Genomic DNA, 13,258 nt, shown 5'->3' on the forward strand with positions numbered 1-13,258 from the left:
CATTCCAGATGTTTTCGTTACCTGGATCATATGGAACAGCATTTAGTGACGCGACATCCGATTCCACCATGCGGCAAAGAAGCTTTTCCACATCCTAAAATCCCAGCTCAGGGACACAATGAGGCTCTTAGCGTGGTTTCCACACAACCGGCTCCCTCCGCACGCGAGCCCCATCAACACCCTTTCCGCCCCGATGGGACAGATCCCCCACGCTCCCGCCAAGTCACGCCCCAGCCGAAATGTCGAGCACCCCCGGGGTCAGCGAGGGGCGCCGGGACGGCCCCTGAGGTGATTCCCGGGGAGGTGCGAGGGAAATCTTCCGGTTCCTTCCAGATGCCGGAAATTTCACTGGTCGCCACTTCTCGGCAGATCTAGCGTCCTAGCTAACAACTTCCCCTCATCCAGTGGTGCATCACACCGCCTGGGCGCTTGAACAAGGAAAGACAGATGACCATAAGCACGCAGACACGACTCATCCAGGGTGCGGTTCTTGAGCGCTCCGGTGCAGAACTCCCCTATTCCCAGTCTCAGCCCCTCCGGGTCTCGCACCTAGAGCTGGATCCTCCCGAAGCCGGGGAACTGTTGATCCGGATAACTGCCGCCGGCATCTGCCATTCTGATCTCTCGGTGGTCAATAATGACCGTCCCCGTCCCCTCCCGATGTTGCTGGGCCATGAGGCCGCCGGTGTGGTGGAGGAACTCGGTGAAGGTGTCACCGATCTGGCGGTCGGTGACACCGTGGTCATGACCTTCCTACCGCGTTGCGGGGACTGCAAAGGCTGCAACTCCAACGGCAAGATCCCCTGCAGGAATGGTTCTGCTTCCAATGAGGCTGGCACCTTACTCGGTGGCGGACGTCGCCTCCGTAGAGAAGGCGAGGAGATCAAGCACCATATCGGGGTATCCGGCTTCGCCACCCATGCTGTGGTCTCCCGTAAATCCGTGGTCCCGATCGGGGCAGATATTCCCCCCGAGATCGCCGCCATCTTCGGCTGCGCCATTCTCACTGGCGGTGGCGCTGTACTCAACGTGGCTAAGCCAGGTCCCGAGGACCGCATTGCCGTGGTCGGCCTGGGCGGTGTCGGGATGGCAGCTGTCATCACTGCCGCGGCCCTGGGCGTCAAAGAGATCATCGGCATCGACCTGCAGACCGATAAGCAGCAGCAGGCGTTGGCTCTGGGTGCCACCAGCGCCATGACTCCCGCGGAGGCGGTGACCGCCGGGCTGAAGGTGACGGCCGCGATTGAAGCAGCTGGCCATCCCAAGGCCTTGGAAACCGCTTGGGCGATTACCGAACCCGGGGGCATCACCTGCACCGTGGGACTGCCCGCACCGGGGCAGAAAATCGAGATCGATCCACTGGAGATCACCTCCCAGGCCCGCCACCTGGTGGGCAGCTACCTCGGGTCTGCGGTGCCGAGCGTGGACATCCCGATCTATGAGCAACTATGGCGGGAAGGCAAGCTCAACGCCGAGGGGCTGATCTCCTCCCGGATCCGTCTCGAGGACATCAATGAAGCCATGGACCAGCTGCAACAGGGCAATGTCCTCCGCCAGATCATCATGTTCGGGGATACCCCGCTCCCACCGCATAACTAGCCAACATCGTTAAGCCGCGTAGCACTGATCCCGCGCTGCCGGCCCCACAACTCCACACCCACAATTTTAAGGACACACTTCTCATGAACAACCAGCACATCTACGATTCCATCATCATCGGAGCCGGTTTCGGTGGCCTCGGACAGGGTGCCCAGTTCGTTCAGGACGGCATCGACAACTTTCTGATCCTGGAGAAGGAGGACACCCTGGGTGGTGTGTGGCGTGATAACAATTACCCCGGTGCCGCCTGCGACACCCAGGCGGTCATCTACTGCTACAGCTACCATCTCCACCTCGATGTCTCCCGCATGTACGCTGGCCGCGATGAGCTGCTGCGCTACCTGACCTCCCTCGCCGATAAGTTCGGGCTGCACCAGCACCTACGCACCAACTCTCTGGTCACCGAGACCACCTGGGATGAGGACTCGAAGCTCTGGGAGATCACCACCGCCACCGGTGAGATCTACCTCAGCCGCTCCTGGGTGCCAGCCTGGGGCCAGCTGGGCATTCCGAATATCCCGGACCTCCCGGGTCTGGAAGCCTTCGAAGGAGAGACCTTCCACTCTGTTGAGTGGCGCCATGACCTCGAGCTGAGGGGCAAAAAGGTCGCCTCCATCGGTGCTGCGGCCACCGCCGTGCAGTACGTTCCAGAGGTGGCGAAGGTCGCCTCCCAGCTGAGTGTGTTCCAACGTTCCGCAAACTACATCATGCCGCGTTCCCAGCAGATCTTCAGTGATGAACAGATCACCGAGTTCCAGCAGAATCCGGATACCTACCGCAAGGTGCGTAAGGCGATCCACCAGGAACGTGAAGCCGGTTTTGAACGCACCCGCAAACAGACCGATGCTGCGGCTGAAGGGATGCGCCTGGCGCGGGAGCACATGGAGAGCGTGATCACCGATCCGAAGCTGCGAGAGCAGTTCACCCCGGACTATGACTTCGGCTGCAAGCGCATCCTGCGTTCCGATGACTTCTACCCCACCTTCAACCACGAGAATGTCTCCCTGGTCACCGAGGGCATCCAGCGGGTCACCCCGAAGGGCATCGTCACGGCCGACGGCGTGGAGCATGAGGTGGACATCATCATCTTCGGCACCGGATTCAAATCCCACGCCTTCCAGGGCGATATGCAGGTCATCGGCCGCGAGGGCCGGGACCTGTCCGATCGCTGGGGGAATGCGCCGGAGGCTTTCCTGGGCATGTGTGTCGACGGCTACCCGAACATGTTCATCATCTACGGCCCCAACACCAACCTCAACCACCACTCCATCGTGGCCATGATCGAGGCCCAGAACCGGTATGTCAGCCAGGCGGTTGCCCTCCTCAAGGAGGATGCCGAGCTGGTGCTCGATGTCACTCCCGACACCCTGAACGAGTTCAACGCCCATGTCCAGGAAGAGCTGGATAACTCCGCCTTCTCTGCGGACTGTTCCTCCTGGTACAAGAACGCGGACGGCAAGGTCATCAACAACTGGTCCGGAACCGTCAAGGAGTACCACGATCTGACCCGTGCTCTGGATCTGGTGGACTACGGTATCGCTGCTCCCGTCAAGGTCTAAGGACCTCTCATGTACACCACCCACGATGAATACAGCGGCCGCCCCGTGGCCGAGGATGCTCAGGAGGTGCTACAGGCATTCCGTGATTCCGGCGCCGTCTCCTTCCACCGCATCGCGATCAATGAGGTCCGCGAACGCTATGTCACCGCCACCGCAGCCGCAGCGCTACCCAAACTGACCGGGGTCAGCGAAACTGACTTCCAGGTAGATCAGTTCCGGGTCCGGCTCTATGACCCACGTCCGGTCGAGCATCGTGATCAGCCGACCCCCGGCATCGTGTTCATCCACGGTGGTGGCTGGTTGATGGGCGATCTACGCACCCATGACTCCGTTGCGCATCGCCTGGCGGCACGCACCGGGCAGCCGTTGATCGCGGTGGATTATCGGCTGGCGCCGGAGCACCGCTACCCGGCGGCGATCGATGACTGCCGGGTGGCATTGCGCTGGTTTGCTGAGCGTGCTGACCTCCATGGGATACAGCTGAGTTCAGTGAGCTTCATCGGGGACAGTGCAGGTGGCCAGCTGTCCGCCACATTGACAAATGAAGCAGTCCAAACCGGAATACCCCGGGTGAATTCCCAGGTGCTGCTCTACCCGATCACCGACATCAGCGACAAAAACCTCGATAATTCTCTCTCCTACCAGCGGTTGACCACCGGCTTTCCCATGGTGGCTGACACCATGCGCTGGTTCATCGACACCTATGTAGACAAAGGTGAGGTCCGTGCACGTCCGGATCTGAGTCCTTTGCTGGCAACCCTGCCGGAGCACTTGCCACCGAGTTATGTGATCACGGTAGACAATGATCCCCTGGCTGACGAAGGTGGCTGCTACGCCCTGAAGCTGGCCAGCTCCGGGGCCACGGTCCGTTATGATCATCTCCTCGGTTATGCCCACGGTCTATTCACCTCTGCCGGCAAGATTCCTACCGGGGAGCGTTATCTACATGAGGCCGCTGACTTCATAAGCCAGCACAGCTGCTGACCCCAGTCCCGCACAACGCCCGCTTATCGGAAGCTCCCCCACATCGGGGAAGATACGATAAACGGGCGTTCATGCGTTATCTGAGGGAAGTTCAGATGACCCCCGCCGCCTGATTCACCACCATCCACACCGCCACCATGTGAACCACGGCGGCGATGATGGTCGCCAGGTGAAAGAGCTCATGGTATCCGATCCAGCGGGCATCCCGACCCGGCCAACGGAAGGCGTAGACCAGCGCCCCCAGGGTGTAGACGATGCCCCCGGCGAGCAACAGCCACAGCACCGCCTCCCCGGCGTTGTGCAGCAGCTGCGGCACCAGGGGCACGATCAACCAGCCGATGACCAGGTAGACCAGCGTCCCGAGCCAGCGGGGATGATCGATCCACACCAGGTTGAGAATCACGCTGCCCAATGCCCCTGCCCAGGCCAGGGTCAACATCCAGGTGGCGGTCTGCGGAGGCAATGCGATCAGACAGAAGGGGGTGTATGTGGCGGCGATGAACACCGCGATGGTGGCGTGATCAGCGCGACGCCACCAGTCCACCGTCTTCTTTCTCCGCCAGGGGCCCAGATGATAGGCGGCGGAGACCCCGAAGAGCACCACCACGCCGACTGCGTAGAGGGTGACTCCCAGTGCCTGCCACCAGATGATGCTCATCCAGGCGTAGGTGGCCAGCACCGAACCCGCGATCACCCCGAGGATCGCGGCGAAGAAATGGAACCAGCCACGGGTTGAAGGCCGGTGCCCACGGTCGTAGACCCAGTGGGTCAACTCGATCAGGGGTTCAGCCTCTCCGGATTCGCCGCCGCGATTCTCGAAATCCGGGTTCCTGCCTTCAGCGGAAATTCGCGTGGGTTCCATGTCCTTTTTTCTGACTCGGTGTGGGCAAGCTTCTTCCGCACTGGATTCTACGCTTCCAGGTGCCGGGGAGCTGACCTTCCATCCCGGTTTCGCACAGGTTTCGTGATCGGAATGACAAAGCAGGGCCCGGTGAGGATATTCTCACCGGGCCCTGCTCTGATGATGCGCTGCTACTCGACGACGGCGTTGGCGCCGACGGCGTGGCCGAAGAGCTCCGGCAGGGTGTTCTGCCATGCCTCGCGCAGCTCGGCGACCTGGACGGAGACCTCGCCGAACTTCAGCTCGGTCTGCTCGGTGGTGGAGCCAATCTCCGCGGCCGGGACGCCCAGCTCTGCGGCGTGGGCCAGCACAGCCTCGACCTTGTCGGCGGTGGTGGCCACCAGGACGCGGGACGCAGACTCGGAGAAGAGGGCGGTGAACTGGTCCTCATTGACCTTGTCCAGGTCCAGTTCGACACCGCGGTCCGCACGGATCGCCATCTCGATGACGGCCTGTGCCAGGCCACCCTCGGAGAGGTCGTGCGCGGCGGTCAGCTCGGTGTTGCCGATGAAGAAATCAGCCAGCTTCATCTCATCGGCCAGGTCGATCTGCGGGGGCATGCCCTGCAGGCCGCCACCGGAGATCTGCTGCCAGATGGAGCCACCGAACTCATCGCGGGTGGTGCCCAGCAGGATCAGCTTCTCAGCCTCATCGACGCTGCCCAGGTCGTGGCCGATGGCCTGATGGACATCCTCGATGACGCCGAGGACACCGACGACCGGGGTCGGCAGGATCGGCTCATCGCCGGTCTGGTTGTAGAAGGAGACGTTGCCGCCAGAGACGGGAATGCCCATCTCCTTGGCGCCGTCGGCCAGACCGTGGACTGCCTCACGGAACTGCCACATGACATCGGTGTTCTCCGGGGAGCCGAAGTTCAGGCAGTTGGTCACGGCCACCGGGCGGGCACCGGTGACGGCGACGTTGCGGTAGGCCTCGGCCAGAGCCAGGCGGGCACCGGTGCTCGGATCCAGCTTGGCGTAGCGGCCGGAGGCATCCGCGGAGATGGCGACACCGCGGTTGGTTTCCTCGTTGATGCGCAGCACACCGGCGTCGGAGTACTTCGCCTTGATGGTGTTGCCGCGGACGTAGCGGTCGAACTGCTCGGTGATGAAGTCACGGGAGCAGAGGGCCGGGGAGGAAACCATGTCGAAGAGAGCCTGCTTGATCTCAGCCGGCTCGCTGGGCCGGGAGACCTCCGGGGTGGCCTGGATCTCGTCCTGCCACTGGGGGCGGGCGAAGGGGCGCTCGTAGACGGGGCCCTCATCGATGGTGGAGGCCGGGGCGTCGATCACGACTTCACCGTTGTGGTAGACGAGGTAGCGGTCCTTCTCGTCGGTGACCTCACCGATCTCGGCGACGGTCACCTCCCACTTGGCGCAGATCTCGAGGAACTTCCCGACGTTCTCCGGGGTCACCACGGCGCACATGCGCTCCTGGGACTCAGAGGCCAGGATCTCTGCGGCGCTCATGTTCTCGGCGCGCAGCGGCACATTGTCCAGGTTGACGCGCATGCCACCGTCACCGGCGGCAGCCAGCTCAGAGGTGGCGCAGGCGAGGCCGCCGCCACCGAGGTCCTGGATGCCGACGACCACGCCGGCCTGGTAGAGCTCGAGGCAGCACTCGATGAGCACCTTCTCGGCGAAGGGGTCGCCGACCTGGACGGCCGGGAGCTTGCGCTCCTCACCTTCCTCGAAGGATGCGGAACCCAGGACGGAGACGCCGCCGATGCCGTCGAGGCCGGTGCGGGAGCCGAAGAGCATGACCTTGTTGCCGGTGCCGGACGCGAAGGCCAGCTTGAGGTCCTCCACCTTCAGAGTGCCCACACACAGGGCGTTGACCAGGGGGTTGCCTGCGTAGGACTCGTCGAAGACGGTCTCACCGCCGATGTTGGGCAGGCCGAGGGAGTTACCGTAGCCGCCGATGCCGTGGACGACACCCGGCAGGACACGGCTGGTGTCCGGGGCGTCGGCCGGGCCGAAGCGCAGCTGATCCATCACGGCGATCGGGCGGGCACCCATGGCCATGATGTCGCGGACGATGCCGCCGATACCGGTTGCCGCACCCTGGTAGGGCTCGACGAAGGAGGGGTGGTTGTGGGACTCCACACGGAAGGTGACGGCGTCGCCGCCTCCGATGTCGACCACACCGGCGTTCTCACCGATGCCGGCCAGGATCTTCTCCGCCATCTCCGGGGTGGTGGTCTCCCCGAAGTAGCGCAGGTGCACCTTGGAGGACTTGTAGGAGCAGTGCTCCGACCACATCACGGAGTAGACGGTCAGTTCCGCATCCGTGGGGCGACGCCCCAGGATCTCCTTGATGCGTGCGTACTCATCATCCTTCAGCCCCAGCTCGGCATAGGGCTGCGCCTGCTCCGGCGCTGCCTGGGCCGCTGCGACGGTGTCATTGTGAACGGTCATTTCTCCCCTTCTTAAACGTTCGCAGAGGCGCCGATGGCACCGATAGCGGACAGGAACATCTGCAGGCCGTCAGTGGAGGGGCCGGTCAGGGCTTCCACGGCGTGCTCCGGGTGCGGCATGAGGCCCACAACCCGGCCGTTGGCGGAGGTGATGCCAGCGATGGAGTTGAGGGAACCGTTGTAGTTGTCGGTGTAGCGGAAGACCACGCGGCCCTCGCCCTCAAGCTCCTCGACGGTCTCCTTGGAGGCCTGGAAACGGCCCTCGCCGTGCTTGGCGGGAACCAGGATCTTCTGGCCCTGCTCATAGTTCGAGGTCCACGCGGTGGTGTTGTTGACCACCTCGAGATAGGTGTCGGTGCAGTGGAAGTGAAGGCCCTGGTTACGGGTCAGTGCACCGGGCAGTAAACCTGCCTCGGTGAGGATCTGGAAACCGTTGCAGATACCGAGCACTGGCATGCCCTTGGCGGCTGCCTCGACCACGGACTGCATGACCGGGGCGATCGCGGAGATCGCACCGGAACGGAGGTAGTCACCATAGGAGAAACCGCCGGGGACGACGACCGCGTCAACCCCCTTGAGGTCGGCGTCGGCATGCCAGAGGTTCACCACCTCGGCGCCGGCGAGTCGCACACCGCGGGCGGCGTCGACGTCGTCAAGCGTTCCTGGGAAGGTGATTACGCCGATTTTCGCGCTCACTTGGCGACCTCGACTCCGACAACCTCAAAATCCTCGATGACGGTGTTCGCCAGCAGAGTTTCGGCGACCTTGGTCAAGTCTGCCTCGCTCACTGAATCATCCACCTCAAGCTCGAAGCGCTTGCCCTGACGGACATCGCTGACTCCGCTGACGCCGATGCGTCCCAGGGCGCGGAGGACCGCCTGCCCCTGAGGATCCAGGATCTCTGCCTTCGGCATGACATTGACAACTACACGGGCCACGATGTGCTCCCTTAAATCTCGCCGGAATATGCCACAGTCAGTCTAGCTTGTACTGCAGTTTTGACCTATATTCCCAGCCCTTGCCCTACCTCCAAAGTATTAATCTCACCTTTAGGGGAATGCTCCGCTCACTTTCCGCGACAAGAGATGAACCCCCTGCACCCAATAAGTGGATCCCACCTTAACTGGGATGACCTTTGAATGAATTCTTTGCCAACCAAACCTAAAGCCACAGGGGGCCAACATTTCTCACACTGCAGAACTTGCTGAAACAACATAGATATTTCTTAAGGCCCGGATGAATGGTGAAGTCTTCACAACCTCTTCACAGATCCTCTCCGGGACACTTCCTTTTAATTCCCCAAAATCTGAAGAGAGCACAATGGAGCAGAGATTCACCCGGGCCCGCGCCCTGGCAATCGCCATCGCGGGTGCCACCACAGTGAGCATGGCGGCCATCCCCACCGCCGGAGCTGCCGTCGACGGCAGCCAGGTCGTCATCAACGAGGTCTATGGAGGAGGGGGCAACAGTGGCGCAACCCTGACCAATGACTTCATTGAGCTCTACAACCCGACCACCGAGGCCATCAACCTCGACGGCTACGTGGTCGAGTACTTCTCGCGGGGCGGTGGTTCCGGCGGCAAACACACCTTGACGGGCACCATCCCCGCACAGAGCTTCTACCTGCTCAACATGGCTGCCGGCAATGGTGGCAACACCACCGCCCCGGCTGATGAGAGCGGCTCCATCGCCATGGCCGGAGCCAATGGCGCGGTCAAGCTCTTCGATCCCGCTGGCGGAGAGATCGACCTGGTCGGCTACGGCAGCGCCAACCTCTTCGAGGGCACCGCCTCCCCGGTGCTGGACAACAGCACCTCCGCCGCCCGCAACGTCGATGGCGTGGACACCGACAACAACGCCGCCGACTTCAGCGTGGGCACCCCCACCCCCACCAACTCCACGGGCCAGACCGCTGGTGAAGGCACCGGCGACACCGGTGATGATGGTGGCGGCAGCACCAACCCTGGTGAGCATGGCGAGGTCATCTCCATCGCCGAGATCCAGGGCGCTGGCGCCACCACGCCGAAGAACGGCCAGACCGTGACCACCGAGGGCGTGGTTACCGCGGTCTACCCGGAGGGCAACAAGAACGGCTTCTACCTGCAGACCGCAGGCAGCGGGGGTGCACCGAAGTTCGCAGGGGATGCCTCTGACGGAATCTTCGTCTACCTCGGGAGTGGCGCCTCCGCCGCCGATTTCCCGGCGATCAACACATCCCTGACCGTCACCGGCACCGCCGGGGAGCACTACGAGGCCACCCAGATCACCGCTTCGCTGGTCACCCCGACCGCTGAGCCGCTGGCCCCGGCCGTCCAGACCGAGATCGAGACCCTCCCCGTCGGAAATACGGCCCGTGAGGTTTATGAGGGCATGCTGCTGCTGCCCACCGGTGATCACACCGTCACCAACAACTACAACCTGAACACCTTCGGCACCATCGACCTGGCCCCCGGCACTGAGCCCTTCATTCAGGCCACCGATGTCCACTCCCCCAGTACGGATCCGAACTCCCCGGTGCAGCAGCTCATGGCGGAGCAGGCCGCCCAGTCCATCACCCTGGACGATGGCCGTACCCCGAACTACATGAACAAGGACACCAGTGTCCCGCTGCCCTGGATCTCCCAGGACGGTGGCCAGACCATCAAGTCCCTACGCACCGGCGATCAGGTGGACTTCCAGCACCCCGTTATCCTGGACTACTCCTTCGACGCCTGGACCTTCCAGCCCACCTCCCCGGTCACCGGCAACACCTCCGGCACTGATCTCCCCATCACCTGGGAAGACTCCCGCGCCGCCGAGCTGGGTGCCATGGACACCGTGGCCGGCGAGCTGTCTGTCGCCAACTTCAATGTGCTGAACTACTTCACCTCCCTGGGTGAGGACCAGTCCCGCTGCAGCTCCTACACCGACCGCGAGGGAACCCCCGTGGCCACCAGGTCCTGCGATGTCCGCGGCGCCTACACCCAGGAAGCCTTCGACAACCAGGAGATCAAGATCGTCAACGCGATCAACCTCCTGGACGCCTCCGTCGTCGGTCTCGAGGAAATCGAAAACACCGCCGCCGTCACCGGCCGCATCTCAGACCGTGATTACTCGCTTTCCCAGCTTGTCGACGCCCTGAACACCGCCGCAGGTTCCGAGAAGTGGGCCTATGTGGACTCCCCCTCCGTGGTCGGTGAGAACGAAGATGTCATCCGTGTCGCCTTCATCTACCAGCCCGAGGAGGTCACCCCGGTCGGGGCATCCCGCATCTTCAACGACCAGGCCTTCACCGGCCTGGCCCGCCAGCCGCTGGCGCAGGAATTCCGCGCCACCGGTGTGGAGGATGGCGAAACCTTCATCGCCATCACCAACCACTTCAAGTCCAAGGGTTCCGTCTCCCGCGGCGATGGAGACAAGGGCGATGGCCAGGGCAACAACCCCAATGTCCGCGCCGCTCAGTCCCAGGCTCTGCTGGATGGTCTCGCTAAGCAGGCCGATTGGAAGGACAAACCGGTCTTCATCCTCGGCGACATAAACTCCTACTCCAAGGAAACCGCGATCGCTGTCCTGGAGAGCAACGGCTTCGAAAATATCGTCACCAAGTACGACGCCGGTGAGACCTACCAGTTCTCCGGCCGAATCGGCTCCCTCGACCACGCCCTGGGCAACGCCCCCGCCATGGAGATGGTTGTCGACGCGGAGGTCTGGGACATCAACGGCGACGAGTCCATCGCCTTCGAATACTCCCGCGACAACTACAACATCGTCGACTTCCTCGACGAGTCCCCCTTCCGCTCCTCTGATCATGACCCGATCAAGGTCGGTTTCAACCTCGGCGCCGGCACCGGCGCCCCGGGCGAAGATGAGGATGAGGGTGAGGGTGAAAACCCGCAGGAGAAGAACCTTGATCGCTTCGAAATCAACGAGGCCGGTGAGCTGATCGTCATATACACCGACGGCAGCACCCAGAACCTGGGCAAGGTTGTCGGTGCTGATGGTGAAGATGGCCAGAACGGCACCGATGGCGTCGATGGCGCTGACGGCCAGGACGGTGAAGACGGTCAGGACGGTGTTGACGGCACCGACGGCAAGGATGGCCAGGATGGTCGCGGCATCGCCACCTTCCAGGTCAATGAGGCCGGTGAGCTGATCGTCACCTACACCGATGGTGTCACCCAGAACCTGGGCAAGATCAGTGGCCAAGACGGCGTTGACGGCACCGACGGCGAAGATGGCAAGGATGGCGCAGACGGCACCGACGGCGAGAACGGCAGGGACGGCGAGAACGGCAGGGACGGCGCTTCCTTCCTGGAGACCGCATTCGGCTTCCTCGCCGGTTTACCGCTCCTGGGTGGCATCTTCACCTGGCTGCTGAACACCTTCTTCCCGGGAATCCTTTAATTTGAACTCGATCTTCCGCTGAGCAGGATCCCCCCTGGCAGCACTAAACGCTGAGGAAGAAATATCAAAGACCCGGCCCCGCTCTCGAACCTTCCAGGAGGTTCGAGAGCGGGGCCGGGTCTTCGGTTTCCGGAAACTACCGGGGCAGATGTGCTTCGATCACTTCGCTGAGCTCAGCTGGGGTGGTGGCGGAACGGTAGCGGCCGAGCACCTCGCCTTCCGGGGAAAGCAGGAATTTCTCGAAGTTCCACTTCACGTCCCCGGATTCACCCTGGGCATCTGAACTCTGCTTCAGCTCCCGGTAGAGGGGGTGGGTGTTCTCCCCGTTGACCTCTACCTTGGTGCTCAGTGGAAAGTTCACGCCGTAGTTGAGGGAGCAGAACTCCGCGACCTCTCCGTCACTGCCGGGTTCCTGGCCGCCGAATTGGTTGCAGGGCACCCCCAGCACGGTGAAACCACGTTCAGAATAAGTCTCCTGCAGCTGCTGCAGGCCCTGGTACTGCGGGGTGAAACCGCACTGGGAGGCGGTGTTGACCACCAGGACAACCTTGCCCTTGTAGTCACCGAGGGTGCCGGTGCTGCCGTCGTTGTAGCTGATGTCGATGTCGTGGATTGCACTCATGGCAGCCAGGCTACCTGGAAAGCAGGGGATGTTCGGGGGGGGCGTCGATAAGCGCCGGCTAGCTGAAGTGGCGGTAGTCGGTGGGCAGCGCGCCCGCCTTGACTGCGGCATTGGCGGCCCGGAGGAAGTCCTCCGCCACCTTCTCATTGAGCAGGTTTCGCCCCGAGATGGACAGGCGGATGGAGTTGCCCTTGGCGGCACCGCGTTCCGCGGCCCGGATGACATTGCGGCGCCACCACTTGGCCTGGCCGAAACCCTCACCCACGGAGAGGTTGCGGGACTGGTGGAATTCGCCGCTGCGCAGGTTGTGCAGTCCGGTGGTGGAGGCGGCTAGCTGGAAACCGAATTCGGGCAGCGCCTGCAGGGTCCCCTCCGAGAGCTGCCAGCGGGGCGGGGCGAAGATCTCCGGTCGGAAGCCGATCTGCCCCATCTGGCGGGTGGAACCCTTCAGGCGGAGGGCTGCCTCATGGCGGGAGAGGGTGGCAAATTCAGCTCTTCTTCCCTGGACGGCCTGGTCGAAACCGTTGAGGATGAGCGCTCGATCGGCATTCTGTTGTGCCAGCAGCCAGTCCCGGGTGGCACGATCCTTGGCCAGGTGCCAGTTGCCGTCGATATGCGGCGCCACCAGCAGGGAGACGGGGATGTTTTGTCCGTCCAGGCTGGCGACCATATCGGCCACCGCCGGCTGAGTCTGATCGAAAATACTCGAGATCGATACCAGGAGGTGGCCGCGCATGGGCCTGATTATCCCATGATCTCCGCCCGCTGTCGCTCCGAGAGGCTCAGTAGCGCGG

Annotated in this window: 10 protein-coding genes; 4 read left to right on the forward strand and 6 right to left on the reverse strand. The window is 62.8% G+C overall.

The features are described from left to right. The first annotated feature begins 447 nt into the window (after positions 1–447). The 3 genes from COCCU_RS11575 (at position 448) to COCCU_RS11585 (ending at position 4,142) form a co-directional block, all read left to right on the forward strand. Positions 448–1,599, forward strand: coding sequence for an alcohol dehydrogenase catalytic domain-containing protein (locus COCCU_RS11575; protein ID WP_156231636.1), 1,152 nt, complete (start codon positions 448–450; stop codon positions 1,597–1,599). Between the two features lie 83 nt (positions 1,600–1,682). Further along, a complete protein-coding gene (locus COCCU_RS11580) occupies positions 1,683–3,158 on the forward strand; it encodes a flavin-containing monooxygenase (RefSeq protein ID WP_156231637.1) in 1,476 nt (491 codons plus the stop codon). Positions 3,159–3,167: 9 nt separating this feature from the next. Continuing rightward, positions 3,168–4,142: an alpha/beta hydrolase gene (locus tag COCCU_RS11585; protein ID WP_156231638.1), complete on the forward strand. Its 975-nt coding sequence runs from the start codon at positions 3,168–3,170 to the stop codon at positions 4,140–4,142. A 91-nt stretch (positions 4,143–4,233) separates the two neighbouring features. Here COCCU_RS11585 and trhA read toward each other — a convergent pair whose 3' ends face one another. The 4 genes from trhA to purS all read right to left on the reverse strand — a co-directional run bounded on the left by trhA (position 4,234) and on the right by purS (position 8,397). Beyond that, positions 4,234–5,004 (reverse strand): PAQR family membrane homeostasis protein TrhA, encoded by a 771-nt coding sequence (gene trhA, locus COCCU_RS11590; protein WP_156231639.1) that lies wholly within the window; start codon positions 5,002–5,004, stop codon positions 4,234–4,236. A gap of 170 nt (positions 5,005–5,174) precedes the next feature. Further along, positions 5,175–7,460 carry a phosphoribosylformylglycinamidine synthase subunit PurL gene (gene purL, locus COCCU_RS11595; RefSeq protein WP_156231640.1) on the reverse strand — a complete coding sequence of 762 codons (2,286 nt, stop codon included), beginning with the start codon at positions 7,458–7,460 and terminating at the stop codon, positions 5,175–5,177. Between the two features lie 11 nt (positions 7,461–7,471). Further along, positions 7,472–8,155 (reverse strand): phosphoribosylformylglycinamidine synthase subunit PurQ, encoded by a 684-nt coding sequence (gene purQ / locus COCCU_RS11600; protein WP_156231641.1) that lies wholly within the window; start codon positions 8,153–8,155, stop codon positions 7,472–7,474. Then, a complete protein-coding gene (gene purS / locus COCCU_RS11605; protein ID WP_156231642.1) occupies positions 8,152–8,397 on the reverse strand; it encodes a phosphoribosylformylglycinamidine synthase subunit PurS in 246 nt (81 codons plus the stop codon). The genes purQ and purS overlap by 4 nt, the downstream gene beginning before the upstream one ends. Positions 8,398–8,779: 382 nt before the next feature. On the opposite strand from purS, the gene COCCU_RS11610 reads away from it, so the two are divergent. Next, complete coding sequence (locus COCCU_RS11610; protein WP_197088353.1) at positions 8,780–11,842, forward strand: ExeM/NucH family extracellular endonuclease; 3,063 nt, start codon at positions 8,780–8,782, stop codon at positions 11,840–11,842. A gap of 136 nt (positions 11,843–11,978) precedes the next feature. On the opposite strand, the gene COCCU_RS11615 is transcribed toward COCCU_RS11610, so the two are convergent. Both COCCU_RS11615 and COCCU_RS11620 read right to left on the reverse strand, forming a co-directional pair. After that, entirely contained in the window at positions 11,979–12,464 is a 486-nt protein-coding gene (locus COCCU_RS11615) for a glutathione peroxidase (protein ID WP_156231644.1), read from the reverse strand. A gap of 58 nt (positions 12,465–12,522) precedes the next feature. Then, positions 12,523–13,200, reverse strand: coding sequence for a DUF2334 domain-containing protein (locus COCCU_RS11620; protein ID WP_156231645.1), 678 nt, complete (start codon positions 13,198–13,200; stop codon positions 12,523–12,525). Between the last annotated feature and the right edge of the window lie 58 nt (positions 13,201–13,258).

It is taken from the genome of Corynebacterium occultum, assembly GCF_009734425.1.
GTDB classification, from domain to species: Bacteria; Actinomycetota; Actinomycetes; order Mycobacteriales; family Mycobacteriaceae; genus Corynebacterium; species Corynebacterium occultum.